This window comes from Nocardioides sp. Root151 (assembly GCF_001427925.1).
In the GTDB taxonomy this organism is placed as follows: domain Bacteria; phylum Actinomycetota; class Actinomycetes; order Propionibacteriales; family Nocardioidaceae; genus Nocardioides.
In genome coordinates this window covers 1,107,359-1,121,422 of the sequence record NZ_LMGG01000004.1, presented here as the reverse complement: position 1 = coordinate 1,121,422, position 14,064 = coordinate 1,107,359, and the positions used below count along the sequence as shown (strand labels likewise).

18 protein-coding genes are annotated in these 14,064 nt (G+C 67.9%); 10 read left to right on the top strand and 8 right to left on the bottom strand.

The window, feature by feature from the left end; all coding sequences use genetic code 11:
* Window positions 1-32: 32 nt before the first annotated feature.
* Entirely contained in the window at window positions 33-872 is an 840-nt protein-coding gene (locus tag ASD66_RS13965) for an aldo/keto reductase (protein WP_056891239.1), read from the bottom strand.
* 140 nt (window positions 873-1,012) lie between these two features.
* Between ASD66_RS13965 and ASD66_RS13960 the strand changes: the two genes are divergently transcribed.
* Complete coding sequence (locus ASD66_RS13960; RefSeq protein WP_056680137.1) at window positions 1,013-1,375, top strand: SPW repeat protein; 363 nt, start codon at window positions 1,013-1,015, stop codon at window positions 1,373-1,375.
* Window positions 1,376-1,379: 4 nt separating this feature from the next.
* A complete protein-coding gene (locus ASD66_RS13955) occupies window positions 1,380-1,952 on the top strand; it encodes a TetR/AcrR family transcriptional regulator (protein ID WP_056891238.1) in 573 nt (190 codons plus the stop codon).
* A 9-nt stretch (window positions 1,953-1,961) separates the two neighbouring features.
* Here ASD66_RS13955 and ASD66_RS13950 read toward each other — a convergent pair whose 3' ends face one another.
* Window positions 1,962-2,387, bottom strand: a complete 426-nt coding sequence (locus ASD66_RS13950) for a hypothetical protein (protein WP_156388674.1) — start codon at window positions 2,385-2,387, stop codon at window positions 1,962-1,964.
* A 107-nt stretch (window positions 2,388-2,494) separates the two neighbouring features.
* Between ASD66_RS13950 and ASD66_RS13945 the strand changes: the two genes are divergently transcribed.
* Entirely contained in the window at window positions 2,495-2,836 is a 342-nt protein-coding gene (locus tag ASD66_RS13945; RefSeq protein ID WP_056891237.1) for a DUF2200 domain-containing protein, read from the top strand.
* A 25-nt stretch (window positions 2,837-2,861) separates the two neighbouring features.
* Window positions 2,862-3,158, top strand: a complete 297-nt coding sequence (locus ASD66_RS13940; protein WP_082599491.1) for an NAD(+)--rifampin ADP-ribosyltransferase — start codon at window positions 2,862-2,864, stop codon at window positions 3,156-3,158.
* Window positions 3,159-3,176: 18 nt separating this feature from the next.
* Here ASD66_RS13940 and ASD66_RS13935 read toward each other — a convergent pair whose 3' ends face one another.
* Window positions 3,177-3,623 carry a pyridoxamine 5'-phosphate oxidase family protein gene (locus ASD66_RS13935; protein ID WP_056891236.1) on the bottom strand — a complete coding sequence of 149 codons (447 nt, stop codon included), beginning with the start codon at window positions 3,621-3,623 and terminating at the stop codon, window positions 3,177-3,179.
* A 71-nt stretch (window positions 3,624-3,694) separates the two neighbouring features.
* On the opposite strand from ASD66_RS13935, the gene ASD66_RS13930 reads away from it, so the two are divergent.
* The gene (locus ASD66_RS13930; RefSeq protein ID WP_235530091.1) at window positions 3,695-4,069 is read left to right on the top strand and encodes a TraR/DksA family transcriptional regulator; all 375 of its coding nucleotides are present in this window, start codon (window positions 3,695-3,697) and stop codon (window positions 4,067-4,069) included.
* A gap of 8 nt (window positions 4,070-4,077) precedes the next feature.
* Here ASD66_RS13930 and ASD66_RS13925 read toward each other — a convergent pair whose 3' ends face one another.
* A complete protein-coding gene (locus ASD66_RS13925) occupies window positions 4,078-5,337 on the bottom strand; it encodes an amidohydrolase (RefSeq protein WP_056891475.1) in 1,260 nt (419 codons plus the stop codon).
* A gap of 111 nt (window positions 5,338-5,448) precedes the next feature.
* Between ASD66_RS13925 and ASD66_RS13920 the strand changes: the two genes are divergently transcribed.
* Both ASD66_RS13920 and ASD66_RS13915 read left to right on the top strand, forming a co-directional pair.
* Window positions 5,449-5,667 (top strand): hypothetical protein, encoded by a 219-nt coding sequence (locus tag ASD66_RS13920; RefSeq protein ID WP_056891235.1) that lies wholly within the window; start codon window positions 5,449-5,451, stop codon window positions 5,665-5,667.
* 62 nt (window positions 5,668-5,729) lie between these two features.
* A complete protein-coding gene (locus ASD66_RS13915; RefSeq protein WP_056680161.1) occupies window positions 5,730-5,939 on the top strand; it encodes a DUF3099 domain-containing protein in 210 nt (69 codons plus the stop codon).
* Between the two features lie 15 nt (window positions 5,940-5,954).
* Here the strand turns inward: ASD66_RS13915 and ASD66_RS13910 are convergent, their stop codons facing one another.
* A complete protein-coding gene (locus ASD66_RS13910) occupies window positions 5,955-6,608 on the bottom strand; it encodes a GntR family transcriptional regulator (protein ID WP_056891234.1) in 654 nt (217 codons plus the stop codon).
* Between the two features lie 199 nt (window positions 6,609-6,807).
* On the opposite strand from ASD66_RS13910, the gene ASD66_RS13905 reads away from it, so the two are divergent.
* Together ASD66_RS13905 and ASD66_RS13900 are read left to right on the top strand one after the other, a co-directional pair.
* Window positions 6,808-8,199 carry a purine-cytosine permease family protein gene (locus tag ASD66_RS13905; protein ID WP_056680167.1) on the top strand — a complete coding sequence of 464 codons (1,392 nt, stop codon included), beginning with the start codon at window positions 6,808-6,810 and terminating at the stop codon, window positions 8,197-8,199.
* A gap of 16 nt (window positions 8,200-8,215) precedes the next feature.
* Window positions 8,216-8,872 carry a flavin reductase family protein gene (locus ASD66_RS13900; protein ID WP_056680170.1) on the top strand — a complete coding sequence of 219 codons (657 nt, stop codon included), beginning with the start codon at window positions 8,216-8,218 and terminating at the stop codon, window positions 8,870-8,872.
* A 122-nt stretch (window positions 8,873-8,994) separates the two neighbouring features.
* Here the strand turns inward: ASD66_RS13900 and ASD66_RS13895 are convergent, their stop codons facing one another.
* Window positions 8,995-10,449: a flavin-containing monooxygenase gene (locus tag ASD66_RS13895; RefSeq protein WP_162254276.1), complete on the bottom strand. Its 1,455-nt coding sequence runs from the start codon at window positions 10,447-10,449 to the stop codon at window positions 8,995-8,997.
* Window positions 10,450-10,451: 2 nt separating this feature from the next.
* The gene (locus ASD66_RS13890) at window positions 10,452-11,354 is read right to left on the bottom strand and encodes an SDR family oxidoreductase (protein ID WP_235530090.1); all 903 of its coding nucleotides are present in this window, start codon (window positions 11,352-11,354) and stop codon (window positions 10,452-10,454) included.
* Between the two features lie 188 nt (window positions 11,355-11,542).
* On the opposite strand from ASD66_RS13890, the gene ASD66_RS13885 reads away from it, so the two are divergent.
* On the top strand, window positions 11,543-13,345 hold the full coding sequence (locus tag ASD66_RS13885; RefSeq protein WP_056680176.1) for a C39 family peptidase: 1,803 nt from the start codon (window positions 11,543-11,545) through the stop codon (window positions 13,343-13,345).
* A gap of 34 nt (window positions 13,346-13,379) precedes the next feature.
* On the opposite strand, the gene ASD66_RS13880 is transcribed toward ASD66_RS13885, so the two are convergent.
* Window positions 13,380-13,898: a gamma carbonic anhydrase family protein gene (locus ASD66_RS13880; RefSeq protein ID WP_056680487.1), complete on the bottom strand. Its 519-nt coding sequence runs from the start codon at window positions 13,896-13,898 to the stop codon at window positions 13,380-13,382.
* Window positions 13,899-14,064 lie beyond the last annotated feature (166 nt).

Genomic DNA, 14,064 nt, shown 5'->3' with positions numbered 1-14,064 from the left:
CCGCAGGGTCCACGTCGACTTCCAGACGCGGGTCACATCTCTTCGTGGGTCTCCGGGTCGCCGCCGAAGAGCCGGCCGTCGGGGCGGCCGAGTGCGGTGATGGCCGCGACCTCGTCGTCAGTGAGGACGAAGTCGAAGACGGCCAGATTCTCCTGCTGTCGTTGGGGTGTGGCCGACTTCGGAATCGGAAGGGCACCGATCTGCACCTGCCAGCGCAGCACCACCTGGGCCGGCGTGACGTTGTGGGACTCGGCAGCGTCACGCACCGGTGCCTCGTCGAACGGGGCGTTGCGCTTGCCCAGTGGGCTCCAGGACGACGTCACGATGCCGCGGGCCTCGTTGGCGACCCGCATCTCGACCTGGGGGAACCACGGGTGCAGCTCGACCTGGTTCACCGCCGGCGTCACGCCGGTCTCGGCGATGATCCGGTTCAGGTTGTCGGCGGTGAAGTTCGAGACCCCGATGGAGCGGACCAGACCCTGCTGCTGCAGGTCGACGAGGGCGCGCCAGGCGTCGGCGTACTTGTCGACGGTCGGGTTCGGCCAGTGGATCAGGTGCAGGTCGAGGTGGTCGACGCCGAGGCGCCCCAATGACTCCTTGGTGGACGCGACCGCGTCGTCGTACGCGTGATGCCGACCGGGGAGCTTGCTGGTGATCAGCACCTCGTCACGGGGAAGGCCCGACTCGCGCACCGCCCGGCCGACCTCCTCCTCGTTGCCGTAGTTGACCGCCGTGTCGAGCAGTCGGTAGCCGGCGTCGAGGGCGCTGCGGATTGCGTCGACGCCGTCGGATCCGGTGAGCGTGTAGGTGCCGAATCCGATCGCCGGAAGCGTCGTACCGTCATTGAGGGTGAGGGAGGGAATGTCACTCATGGTTTCAGGCTAGGTCAGACGCGGTTGGGCGCGCCCGAGCCTTCCCCGCCACTCTTGACCGGGCGGTCAAACAAGGAGCATTCTGGTGGTGAATGATCCGCCTGAGGACGACGGATTCGGGTAGGAAATGAGGATCAGTCATGCCGAAGTTGACTCGATGGCAGGCCCTGGTGGCGCTGCTGGCTGGTGCGTACGCCGCGCTGTCGCCGCTCTGGACCGACACGGACGACATGGCGACCTGGACGATGGTGGTCCTGGGCGTCGCGACGATGGCCGTCTCCCTGTGGTCGGTGGCCATGCCGGACGACAAGATCTCGGAGTACGCGCTCGTGCTCATGGGTGTTCTCTTCATCGTCGCACCGTGGGTGATGGGGTTCGCCAACATCGACGACATGGCCCTGACGGCCTGGATCGTCGGAGCCATCACGCTTGTCGCCGGCGTGCTCGAGGTGCCGCAGATCGAACACCGGCTGCACCTGCACCACGGGCCGATCGCGCACTAGTCGAGTGAAGGCTGCCACCGACCGCCGCACCCGGATTCTGGACGCGGCGGAGGAACTCTTCGCCGTTGACGGCTTCGACGCCACGCCGACTGCGCGTGTCGCCGAGGCCGCCAGCGTGCCGAAGGGGCTGGTCTTCTACTACTTCCCACGCAAGATCGACCTGCTGCTGACGCTGTTGCAGGAGCGGCTCCCGACGCCGACGAAGGACACCGTCGCCGACGTCGTACGCCGTGGCGACCCGGCCGCCTCGCTGCTCGCCATGCACCGTCGACTCGGACTGGAGGACCACGACTCGCTGGTCCTGCGGACGATCATCTTCCGTGAGAGCGGCACGCACCCGGAGGTGCGCGACCACCTGCGGAAGCTGCGCCGTTCGCTCGTCGAGCTCACCGAGTCTGCACTGGAGCAGGCCGCCGAGTGGAGCGTCGCGGCGAAACTGCGTCGTCAGGCGGCTGAGACGTTCGTGTCGGTCATGCTCGACCACGCCAATGCGCGCAGGGCCGGGGGAGCACTGCCCGACGTACAAGGTGCAGCCGCGGTGGTGGCGTTGGCGATCGGCGCGCCGGGTCTGGCCTGAGCCGCAGCGTCAGCTCGTGGCGCCGAGCACCCTGGCCAGCTCGTCGGCCGACGACCGCAGGATCAGCCCGAAGGTGAACTCGAGGCCGTCGCCCTCCTGCGGCCACAGGGTCAACGTCGAGGTCACCCCACGCTTGTAGTCGGCGTGGTCGATGTCGCTGCGACCGAGCTGCGCCACGACCTCTCCGGTGGGGCGCATGGCGGCACTCTTGCCCAGGCAGATGATCCGCCGGTCGGTGACGACGACGAACCCCTCGGCCCGGGCGGCGCTGCGGGCGTTGACTGCCTTGTTGAGCCTGCGTGCGGCGCCCCCGACCCTGCCCTGCTCGGCCGGCGCCGACTTGACGATCGCCTGGGCCATCGCCTCGACGGTCTCGCCGGCGTCGAGCATCGGTCCGACGATCTCGCTGACGCGCTCGCGCTGCTTGTCCTTCATGAGTGCCCCGTTCACAGGACCGTCCCGGATGGACGGTTGCCGGTCAAGTATCCACCGGCTCATGTGGTCACCGGCGTGACACCGTGCGCCCGACTACCCTGACGCCCATGAGCCGCATCTTCACCGTCAGCTTCGCGTCGGTCTACCCCCACTACGTCACGAAGGTGGAGAAGAAGGGCCGCACGAAGGCCGAGCTCGACCAGGTCATCGAGTGGCTGACCGGGTACGACGAGCAGGCGCTCGCGCACCACCTCGAGGAGGAGACCACGTTCGAGGAGTTCTTCGCGCAGGCTCGACTGAACCCGAACGCGGAGCTGATCACCGGCGTGGTGTGCGGCATCCGTGTGGAGCAGATCGAGGATCCCCTGATACAGAAGATCCGCTACCTTGACAAGCTGGTCGACGAGCTGGCCAAAGGCAAGGCGATGGAGAAGGTCCTGCGCGCCTGACCGTCCGTTGCGCCATCATGGCGACATGAGCGACGTGATGGAGACAGTGCCGACCGAGAACGGCCCCTTCTTCCACGGGACGAAGGCCGACGCGCCCGAGCGGATCTACCAGGTCGAGCCCACCGGCTTATTCGAGGACGACCCGAACCTGACGAACAAGAGGTTCAAGGGCAACCCGACCCGTTCGTACCGCACCAGCGAGCCGATCCGCGTCGTCGGTGAGGTCACCGACTGGGAACCGCACGCACCCGAGGTGCTGCAGCACATGCGCGACCACCTGGCCGAGCTCGAGCGGCAGGGCATCGAGGCCATCAACGAGTGATCGCTCCCGCGCTCGGGGCTACTCGCGTTCGACCCGCTGGAGTCCGTCGGTGGGCGTCCACCACTCGACGACCAGCCTGGTCGCCTCGGCGTTGAGGTGGGTGTGCACGACCTCGGCGATGTCGGCGTGAAAGGCGTCGCCGTCGGGTGACGGGTCAGTCACGAGTGCCCGGCCGGCGATCTTCGCCTCGCCCGGCCAGGACGCCTCGGAGCCGTCCACCGGGTCCACCGTCGCACTGTGCAGAGCGAACCGCGGGTCGCGGCGCAGATCGGATCCCTTGCGGGAGTTCGGCATCGATCCGAAGGTCAGCCGGCCATCCTTGAAGGCGGCCTCGATCCCCGAGATGCGCGGTGCGCCATCGGCCCGCAGCGTCGCGATCGTCTTGTGCCGGTGCGCGTCGAACAGGGCCTGCACGCGCCGGGCGAACTCCGGCTCGGCGGCTTCGAGGTCGTGCCATGCCGTCATGCTCCCGATTCTCGCACCAGCTGCGGACGGCGTCTCTCGGCTCTGTCGTGACCTGGCCTTGCGTCGAGGGAATGCGCGCCCTGGAACCCGGCACGGGCAAGAATGAACGGATGGACGGTGCCCGCGGACGACTCGAGGACGAACGGAAGCAGACCCTTCAGCGCCTCGCCGGTCTGACGGAGGACTTCGACGAGGTGGTGGCCGCCTCGCGGGACACCAATGCTGACGACGAGCACGATCCCGAGGGGGCCACGATCGCCTTCGAGCGGTCACAGGTCGGAGCCCTGGTGAGGCAGGCCCGGCGCCACCTCGACGAGATCGACTCCGCCCTCGAGCGCCTGGTCGCGGGCACCTACGGCACGTGTGAGACGTGCGGACTGCCGATCGGCGAAGGGCGTCTCGAGGCCAGGCCTGTTGCCCGCACGTGCATCCGCTGCGCGAACTGAGGCGTTCGTCAGGCCCCCAGCCAGGCCATGCCGGCGACGACGAGTGCGGTGACGCCGGTGTCGAGGGTGGGCTGGATGACGGGCGCGAACGTGGGGGAGTGGTTGGCAGGAATGTCCTGGTCGACCCGGTCGGCCTCCTCGGCAAGGCGGTACTTCTCGGCGTCGATCCCACCCAGACCCCAGTAGGAGTAGGGGATTCCCCATGCGTCGGGCAGTCGCGAGAAGTCCTCGCTGGCGGACTGCAGAGGCAGCTCGCCGGCCGCCGCGCCGAAGTGGTCGGCGAAGGCGGCGGCCAGTCGCTCGGTCACCCCGGCATCGTTGTCAGTCAGTGGGTAGCGGTCGTAGAGCTCGAACTCAGGCTGCTTCGGGCTGCCCGAGGCCTCGCACTCCGCGATCACGATCCGCCTGATCGCGTCGACGATGCGCGTGCGGGTGCTGTCGTCGTACGACCGCACGTTGAGCTCGATCACCGCCCTGTCCGCGATGATGTTGCTCTTGGTGCCGGCGTGCAGGCTGCCGACCGTGAGCACGGCGGGCGCGGTCGGCGCGACCTCGCGCGACACCACAGTCTGGAGGCGTACGACGATCATCGCCGCAAGCACCACGGGGTCGACCGTGGCGTGCGGCATCGAGCCGTGGCCACCGCGCCCGAACAGCGTGATGCGCATGCTGTCCGCGGCCGAGAGCACAGGTCCCACGCGGGTTCCGACGGTTCCGGTGGGCATCGCGAGCACGTGCTGCGCGAAGGCCACGTCGGGTCTCTCGACCAGGTCGACGATGCCGCCCTGGACCATCGCGTCGGCGCCGTCGGCCCGCTCCTCGGCCGGCTGGAACACTGCCACGAGGGTGCCGTTCCAGTCGTCCAGCGCGGCGGCGTGCAACGCGACGGCGCCCAGCAGGCTGGTCACGTGCACGTCGTGGCCGCAGGCGTGCATGACCGGCACCTCCGCGCCGGTCTCGTCGGTGGCGGTGGCCGTGCTCGCGTAGGGCAGCCCGGTCTCCTCCTTCACCGGCAGCGCGTCCATGTCGGCACGCATCAGCACCGTCGGGCCGTCGCCGTTGCGCAGCACGCCGACCACGCCGGTGCCCCCGACGCCTTCGTGCACCTCGCAGCCCGACTCGCGCAACCGCTTCGCCACCAGCCCTGCGGTGCGCGTCTCCTGGTGGGGCAGCTCCGGGTGGGCGTGCAGGTCTCGGTAGAGCTCCTCGAGTCCCTGTCGCTGAGCCTCGAGCCCCGTCAGGACATTGGTGACGTGTGCAGTGACCATGAACGCATCCTTGCCGATCAGTCGAGTGGTCTCCACCCGGTGGACGTGGTCCCGACCGCCCCCGGGGCGCAGCCATGGCCAGGGTGTCGTGGGCGTTGCTAGGTTCGGGTCATGACTGAGTCTCCCGACGACGCCCGGATCGACTCCCGCGCCGAGCAGCTGCCCGAGGAAGAGCATGCGGGTGGCGCTGATGACCCGCACGCCCAGGCCGAGGCGATCCTCGAGGAGTCCGACGAGCGCACCGACGACCCGGAGGGCACGCGCCGCGAATCGACCCAGACCCCGGACGACCCGCCCTCGCAGGCCGAGCTGGTCGACGACGTCGACTGACCATCAGGCGTCAGGTCCGCGCGGCACACTTGAGGGGTGCGACGCAGCAAGCACCGACCCGGGTGACCGACGTGAAGGAGTCGCGCTCCCGCCGACAGAAGCGGCGACAGCGCATCTACTTCACGCTGATGGGCACCTGCCTCCTGCTGATCCTGCTGGCATGGAACGTCGTGCGCCTGTGGTCGACGACCGCCGCCGTGGTGATGTCCGCGATCGCAGCGGTGATCCCGCCGACGGCCGCCATCCTGGCCAACTGGGGCGAGGACGGCTGAGGACCAGCCGCCCCGTCAGCGGCGAGCCGGAGAGTGGTTCAGCGTGCCGAGGGCGAAGTCGACCAGGTAGTCGTTGAGCTCGGCGGAGGCCGCGGTCGCCGCGTCGACGTCACTGGCGAGAATCGCCTCGAGCATGGCGGTGTGCAGGGCGGCGCCGGCCTTGATCTCGGCCACCTCGTCGACGACGTGGGTGAACCAGAAGCGTCGTGAGAGCCCTTGGAGGGGCGCCATCGCATCCGCGAGGTAGTCGTTGTGGGCGCTGGACGCGATGAGCTGGTGCGTGGCCTTCACCGTCTCGGCGTACTCCTTGAGAGTGAATTCGTCCTCACGGATCCGGGTCGCCATCGCCTCGATGTCTCGGCGCTCGGAGGCCGTGGCACGCTCGCATGCGAGCTCGACGGCCAGCGACTCCAGGCTGCGGCGCAGCTCGAGCATCCGCAGCTGCGCCTCGACGGAGGTGGCCGGGATCAGCACGCCCTTGTTCGGATGGATCTCGACCATGTGGTTGCGCGAGAGTCGCTGCAGGGCCTCTCGCACCGGCGTACGCCCGAGCCCGGTCTTCTCCATGAGGAATGCCTCGGAGACCAGCGATCCCGGTTCGAGATCCTGGAAGACGATCATCTGCTCGATGACCTGGTAGGCCTGTGCGGCCTTGCCCGGAGTCGTCATCACGTTCCCCTTTCGTCTTGATCCTAGGGGCGCTGGCGCCCGTGGCCGGCGTCGGCTCGTCGGAGGTGGGACGAAGATTTCTTCGCCCGAACCCTTGATATATGACCAATATATTGGTTGCATGCTCGTTGTCCACCTTGAGACCCGGGTCACAGATCGCTGCGTAGTCTGGCGATGACCTCCGAACGGAAGGGATGTCATGAGCAAGACATCCACCATTGAGCAACGTTCGATCGACTTCGTCCCCGCCGACGAACGGCACGGCAACGCCCGCAGCCTTCTCTTCGTCTGGTTCGCCGCCAACACCTCGATCACCGCCGTCGTGACCGGAGCCCTGTTCGTCATCCTCGGCAACAGTGCGCTCTGGTCGATCCCCGCGATCGTGATCGGCAACGTCGCCGGCGGATTCTTCACCTCACTCCACTCGGCGCAGGGGCCGCGTCTCGGCGTGCCCCAGATGATCCAGAGCCGGGCCCAGTTCGGCTACTACGGCGCGATCCTGCCGCTGGTGCTGGCCCTGATGATCTACCTCGGCTTCTACGCCACCGGCCTGGTCCTCGGCGGGCAGGCCATTGCCGACCTGCTCCACGTGTCGCAACAGATGGGCGCGGTGGTGTTCGCGCTGATGTCGACGACCCTGGCGATCTTCGGCTACCGCCACATCCACCGCTTCGCGCACGTGGCTGCGGTCCTCAGCGGTGTCGTGTTCCTCGGCCTGTTCGTCAAGATCCTCGGCGATCCGGGCTTCGACGACATGCTCGGGAGCGGCGCCTTCGCCGCGGCCCCGTTCGTCCTGGGGATCTCTCTCGCCGCCTCCTGGCAACTGACCTTCGGCCCCTACATCGCCGACTACTCGCGCTACCTCCCGACCGAGACCCCGAAGTCGACCACGATCGGCTGGACCTTCGCCGGCAGCGTGATCGGTGCCTCGCTGGCAATGATCCTGGGCGCGTTCGCCGCCTCGCTCGGCGGCGAGAAGTTCGGCGCCAACCAGGTGGGCTACCTCGCCGACCTCGGTGGCTTCTTCGGACCGCTCGTGCTGGTCGCGGTGATCCTCGGGAAGCTGACCGGCAACACGCTGAGCTCGTACGGCGGATACATGTCGGTCGCCACGATCGTCACCAGCCTCACCCATCAGTCCGCGATCGCGCTGCGCCACCGCGTGGTCTACATCGGGCTCATCTCGGCTGTCGCCCTGGCCATCGCGTTGGCGGCGACCGACAACTTCCTCTCCACCTTCACCGACTTCCTCCTGTTCCTGCTCTACTTCATGACGCCGTGGTCGGCGGTCAACCTCGTCGACTACTACTGGGTGCGCAAGGAGAAGTACGACGTGGGCGCACTGTTCGACGCGAACGGCATCTACGGCAAGTTCAACGTGGGGGCGTTCGTCGCCTACGGGATCGGCGTGCTGATCCAGATCCCGTTCATGCACAGCACTCTCTACACCGGCCCGATCGCCAGCTGGATGGGTGGAGCCGAGTTCGCCTGGGTCCTCGGACTCGTGGTCTCCGGCGGCCTCTACTACGCCTTCTCCGCACGGATCCGCAACGAGGTCCCGCCCACCCACCGCGTGCCCGTCGGCCGCTGACCCCCAAGGACTCGCCATGAAGTACGACCCCGCGAGCGAGAAGAGCCCGCTGCCCTTCTCGCCGTTCAAGAGCTGCACCGTTCCGCGCCCGATCGGCTGGCTGTCGAGCGTCAGTCCCGACGGCGTCGAGAACCTCGCGCCGTACAGCCAGTGGCAGAACCTGACCTTCGACCCGCCGATGGTGATGTTCTCCGCCAACCAGTACCCCGACGGTCGCCGCAAGGACACCGTGCTCAACGCCGAGCAGACCGGTTGGTTCGTCTGGAACATGGCCACCTGGGACCTGCGCGAGGCGGTCAACACAAGTGCCATGGCCCTGCCCGCCCACGAGAGCGAGTTCGACCGCGTCGGGGTGACAAAGCGGTACGCCGACCTGGCGCCGGTGCCGATGGTCGGCGAGAGCCCCGTGCACTTCGAGTGCCGCTACCTCTCCACGCACCGCATGGTGGGGGACTCCAACGTCGGCACGATCGACATCGTGTTCGCCAAGGTCGAGCGGATCCACATCGACGAGTCGGTGCTCACGCCCGAAGGCAGGCTCGACATCCCGAAGATCAAGCCGATCGCGCGAATGGGCTACTACGACTACACGGTCGTCACCGACACCTTCGAGATGCGCATCCCCCAGGCCTCACCCGACGAGGCGCTCGGACTGGCCGGCCAGGCCTCCTGATCCGCCGGCTGCACGCGCCACCCACCCCCACGGATGCGTGCAGCCGGCACTCCACCGCGACGGTCGGAAGCGGGGCTCGACAGGGAGTCGCAAGGTCGTCGCGCCGGACGCGTCGTACGCCGTCAGTCGGCGAACTCCATCACCCCGTCGTCGACCGAGCTGCCGCGCAGGAACTTCTTGTCGAAGTACCAGTTGTGCTTCAGGCGCCACGGGTCCCGGTCGCCGGCGAGGGGCAGCCGGCCGGCCGCGCGTTGGAGATAGCCCGACTCGAGGTCGAGCAGCGGGGCGGGCTCGAGGCCCTCCTCCTGCCGTGGGGCGGCCACCTTCAGGTTGTGCTGGTCCATGTGCTCGAGGAGGCGTACGACGTACTCGCACACGAGGTCGGCCTTCAGCGTCCAGGAGGCGTTGGTGTAGCCCACGATGAAGGCGAAGTTGGGGATGCCGCTGAGCATCATCGCCTTGTAGGTGAAGGTCTTGCCGAGGTCGACCTTCTCCCCGTCGACCTCGATCGAAGCGCCGCCCATCGGGATCACGTCGAGGCCCGTGGCAGTGACGACGATGTCGGCCTCCAGCTCCTGGCCGGACTTGAGCCTGATGCCCGTCTCGGTGAACTTCTCGATGTGGTCGGTCACGACGTCGACCTTGTGGCTGTGGATTGCCTTGAACAGGTCGGCCCCCGGGATCACACACAGGCGCTGGTCCCACGGGTCGTACGGCGGCGTGAGGTGCGTGTCGTAGTCGAAGTCGTCGGGCAGGTGCAGCTTGGCCCAGCGCTTGAGCAGCACCTTCGCGACCTTCGGGCTGCGCCGGCAGAACTCGTAGAAGCCGATCGTGACTGCGGCGTACCGGGCGTGGATCGCCCGCGCGGCCAGTGAACGGGGGAGCGTCTTCTTGAGCGTCTGGGCGATCGGGTCGACCCTGGGCTGGCTGACGATGTAGGTCGGCGTGCGTTGCAGCATCGTGATGTGTCCGGCGTCGCGGGCCATCGACGGGATCAGCGTCACGGCCGTGGCGCCGCTGCCGACCACGACCACGCGCTTGCCGGTGTAGTCGAGGTCCTCGGGCCAGTGCTGGGGGTGCACGAGACGACCACGGTAGTCGTCGAGGCCGTCCCACTGGGGTGTGTAGCCGGCCTCGTAGTTGTAGTAGCCGCTGGTCGAGACCAGGAAGTCGGCGGTGAGCGTCTCGGTCTCTCCGGTCGCGGTGTTCTCGACGGTGACGGTCCAGAACCTGTCCTCGCTGGACCACGCGAAGTCCGTTGCCTTGCGGTTGTAGCGAATCTGCTTGTCGACGCCGTACTCGGTCGCGGTCTCGCGCAGGTAGCGCAGGATGTCGGGGCCGTCGGCGATCGCGTTCCTGCCGTCCCAGGGGCGGAAGCCGAAGCCGAGGGTGTACATGTCGGAGTCGGAGCGGATGCCGGGGTACTTGAACAGGCTCCAGGTGCCGCCGAGCTCGTCGCGCTGCTCGAGGAGGGCGTAGTTCTTCGCCGGGAAGGCCCGGCTGATGTGCACGGCGGCATCGATGCCGGAGAGCCCTGCGCCGACGATGAGGACTTCGAGGTGGGTAGCTTCGGACACGGTCAGTCCTTCGGGTCGGTGACGGCCGCGGGGTTCTCCGCGTTGGCGAGGTTGCGTGCACTGGTGGAGCGCCCGAGAGCGGCCACCTCGGCGTCCATGCGGGGGAGCAGGTCGGGGACGAACTTGAGGACCGGCTTGCTGCCGGCGGCCGAGTTGACCACGTTGCGGTTCAGGCCGACGCCGCGCACCCAGCCGGGGCAGTAGACGTGGCGCCGGCGCTTCTCGATGCCCTTGACGAACGCCTTCACGCAGGCGTCGACCGACGTGGTCCGGCTCAGCGGGTAGGGCATCTTCTTGATCATGTCCTCGAAGGAGGAGAGGTCCTTCTTGGCGTCCCGCACCAGGGGCGTGTCGATCCACGACATGTGGGCGCACCCGACGTCGACGCCCTGGTGGGCCAGCTCGAGCCGCAGGGCGTTGGCGAAGTGCTCGGCGCCGGCCTTGCTGGCGTTGTAGGCGGCGAGCCCGGGCGCTGCGGCGAACGCGGCGAGTGAGGACACCACGAGGAGGTAGCCCTGGGAGTCCACGAGCGCCGGCACGGTGGCCCGTGCGGTGTGGAAGACGCCGAGGACGTTGATGTCGAGCACCCGCTTGAAGGCGGCGGGGTCGACCGCCATCACCGAGCCGTAGCTGGCGATGCCGGCGTTGGCCACGACGACGTCGATCCGGCCGAAGCGCTCCAGGGTGGCGTCGGCTGCGGCCTGCATGGCCGCCAGGTCACAGACGTCGGCCACCACGGCGAGGGCGTTGTCGCCGATCGCGGCGGCCGTCTCTGCCAGGGCCGTCTCATCGAGGTCGGTGATGACGACCTTCGCGCCCCGGGCGGCGAGCGACTTCGCGACCTCGGCCCCGATGCCGCGGGCGCCTCCGGTGATGAGTACGACTTGGTCTTCTGAACGACTCACGATGATCTCCATTGTCTGTGACACTGCGTAACAGGTAAATCTAGGTGGCAGTGGCGGAGTGGTCAATGCCGTGAGACGCATGCCTCCTGCTGCCCCGGGGGTCCGGAGCACGAGATAGCCCGTCTGGGGGATTCAGTGGGCGGTTCGCAGGCCCCACGATGGAGGGGAGGGGCGACGGGAGCGGGAAGGTGGTCGACGAACGTACGGCGGCGGAGCGGGCGGGCAACTACCCACCGCGGAAGTCGACGATGGTGCGCCGCTGCACGGCGGCGATCATCGGCGAGCCCGACGAGTGGCTCTTCGACCAGGTGGTCGCCGACCTCGTCGCCCTGCTCAACGAGCCCGGACTGACCCGCGAGGACCTGTTCGCCACCTTCCGCGACACGGCGGGCGCGTTCGTCGTACCGTCGCTGTCGAACGCGGGCCGCGGCCGGTTCTTCCGCGGCCCGGGAGCGAGGGCACCCAAGCGGCTGCTCGACGCCAACCCCCAGACCTGGTTGGAGATCCTGCGGGTCCGCGACATCGGACCGGACAGCTTCTACGACATGTTCAACCTGCTGGCCGTGCGGTGGGTGCACCGCTTCGGCGCGAGCGTGCCGGTCTTCATTGCCGCCGACGGGTCACCGCTCGACGGCGTCACCTGGACCATCCAGTCCGGCCCTGGGATCGGCAGCCCGGTCACCGTCGTCGTGCGCCACGGCCTCGGCCTCGACCCGGCGGGCAACCCGGTCGCGTTCCCGGAGGTGGGGGAGTATGTCGTCTCCGACGGGTCCGCGCAGACGAGGGTCGACGTACCGGTCGCCACTGCCTTCGTCAGGGTCGGCCTGGCGGCGAGCAACCAGCTGCGCATCTTCCACGACCCCGAGATCGTCGCGCTGTCAGTGCATCCGGCGAAGGCGACGTACCCGGCCAAGCATGCGCAGTGGCAGTCGACGTTCGACAAGTCCGGCACGCCCTGCGGCACCTGCGAGAAGTTCGCGTTCGTCAAGCAGGAAGACCTCGAGTCGCCCCAGATCCTCATGGTGGCGACGGACCCGGAGGAGTCGAGCACGCTCATCTCCAACCTGCCCGCCGGTCGTTACGTGATCGCCGGCCACGCCGACGGGGGACTCATCGTGACCACGGTGCGTGATGTCGTGATGGACGTCGGGTCGGTGCGCGAGGTCGGACTCGACCACGGGTTCGACCTGACCCGGTTGGACGTCGACCCGCCGCCGAAGGTGTTCCTGCAGGGCAACGTCCCCCAACAACACCAGCAGCAGACCCGATGGTGCGGCCTGTTCTCGCTGGCGCACGCGTTCAGCTACTGGGCGCCGCAGCGCTACAACCCGATGGGCGACAACGGGCAGTGGGCCGGTGAGCACATCAAGGACGGATGGGACTCGACCTGGCTGCACTCGTTCCTGCTCTACGTCAGCGGCGGGTTGATCCCGGCGGTGGTCTCGATCTTCACCGACGACCCGTCGCCGGGCACCCTCCAGGAGACGATGACCGTCGGTGCCTGGAGGTGCGGCTTCTCCGGCCAGGGCTACACCTACGAGTCGCTCGGCAAGACCGAGGCTCTCACCCAGCTCAAGCGCTGGATCCACTGCGGCGTACCGGTGATCGTCACCATCGACGAGCTGATGGACCAGGGCGAGGGCCACTGGAGCTCGGAGCACTACAAGGTGCTGATCGGGTACGACGACGATGCGCAGCTGCGCTACACAGACGATGACGGCAACGAGCACACCAGCACGGGCGCGTTCTACTTCCAGAACTCAGGTGGACAGGGGGAGACTCGCGGCGATCCGGACGTGCTCGAGGCACAGCTCCGGGAGAACCACCCCGACTACGAGAGCGTGCCGATGGGCAACGAGGCCGACTCCTACACGGTCTTCTGGGAGAAGTGGAAGACCGGCGGCATCCCGACCTTCAGTGACTCGCACTGGTGCCTGCCGATCTATCCGACCGACTTCGTCAAGGCGTACGCCGCGAACCCCGACGCGTGACTGGCTTCCTGGGATCAGTCGAGGACCAGTCGGGTCAGCCGACGACCGTGCCACCGCGGTGTAGGTCGCGGTGGTGCTCGTAGATGGCGGCGTTCGTGTGCAACCGCTCGACCTCTTCCGCGGTGAGCTCGCGACGCACCTTCGCGGGCACGCCGGCGACCAGCGTGCGTGGCGGGATCTCCATGCCCTCGGTGACCAGGGCTCCGGCGGCGATGAGCACCTCGTCGCCGATCACGGAGCCGTTCATCACGGTGGCGTTCATCCCGACGAGCACGTGGTTGCCGATGGTGGCCCCGTGGATGACCGCGCCGTGGCCCACGGAGACGCCCTCACCGAGCGTCACGGGCTTGCCCTTGTCGACGTGGAAGACGCAGTTGTCCTGCACGTTGGAGCGTGGACCGATGGTGATCGGCTCGTTGTCGGCGCGCAGCACGGCGCCGTAGAAGACGGACGACCCTTCGGACAGTTCCACGGATCCGACCAACGTCGCGTCGGGAGCGACCCAGGCGGAATCAGGTACGACGGGGGCGCGGTCTCCAAGTGCGATCAACATGCGGGCCAGCCTAGCGACGACGATCGGCGCCCGTTCGAGGGTGCTGATCCTCAAACATCTGGGTTGGCGTCTGGGGATAACTCGGCTCATTCGTCACACGTGTTCACAATGGTCACCACCTTCGTGCATTTGTTCAAAAACAGGCATATCGGGGGTAAAATCGTGC

What these genes read in the sequence shown, in the direction of transcription:
- ASD66_RS13965 (WP_056891239.1), bottom strand. Translation starts at nt 872, where the DNA reads ATGAGTGACATTCCCTCCCTCACCCTCAATGACGGTACGACGCTTCCG.
- ASD66_RS13960 (WP_056680137.1), top strand. Translation starts at nt 1,013, where the DNA reads ATGCCGAAGTTGACTCGATGGCAGGCCCTGGTGGCGCTGCTGGCTGGT.
- ASD66_RS13950 (WP_156388674.1), bottom strand. Translation starts at nt 2,387, where the DNA reads ATGAAGGACAAGCAGCGCGAGCGCGTCAGCGAGATCGTCGGACCGATG.
- ASD66_RS13945 (WP_056891237.1), top strand. Translation starts at nt 2,495, where the DNA reads ATGAGCCGCATCTTCACCGTCAGCTTCGCGTCGGTCTACCCCCACTAC.
- ASD66_RS13940 (WP_082599491.1), top strand. Translation starts at nt 2,862, where the DNA reads ATGAGCGACGTGATGGAGACAGTGCCGACCGAGAACGGCCCCTTCTTC.
- ASD66_RS13935 (WP_056891236.1), bottom strand. Translation starts at nt 3,623, where the DNA reads ATGACGGCATGGCACGACCTCGAAGCCGCCGAGCCGGAGTTCGCCCGG.
- ASD66_RS13930 (WP_235530091.1), top strand. Translation starts at nt 3,695, where the DNA reads ATGCGCGCCCTGGAACCCGGCACGGGCAAGAATGAACGGATGGACGGT.
- ASD66_RS13925 (WP_056891475.1), bottom strand. Translation starts at nt 5,337, where the DNA reads ATGGTCACTGCACACGTCACCAATGTCCTGACGGGGCTCGAGGCTCAG.
- ASD66_RS13920 (WP_056891235.1), top strand. Translation starts at nt 5,449, where the DNA reads ATGACTGAGTCTCCCGACGACGCCCGGATCGACTCCCGCGCCGAGCAG.
- ASD66_RS13910 (WP_056891234.1), bottom strand. Translation starts at nt 6,608, where the DNA reads ATGACGACTCCGGGCAAGGCCGCACAGGCCTACCAGGTCATCGAGCAG.
- ASD66_RS13905 (WP_056680167.1), top strand. Translation starts at nt 6,808, where the DNA reads ATGAGCAAGACATCCACCATTGAGCAACGTTCGATCGACTTCGTCCCC.
- ASD66_RS13900 (WP_056680170.1), top strand. Translation starts at nt 8,216, where the DNA reads ATGAAGTACGACCCCGCGAGCGAGAAGAGCCCGCTGCCCTTCTCGCCG.
- ASD66_RS13880 (WP_056680487.1), bottom strand. Translation starts at nt 13,898, where the DNA reads ATGTTGATCGCACTTGGAGACCGCGCCCCCGTCGTACCTGATTCCGCC.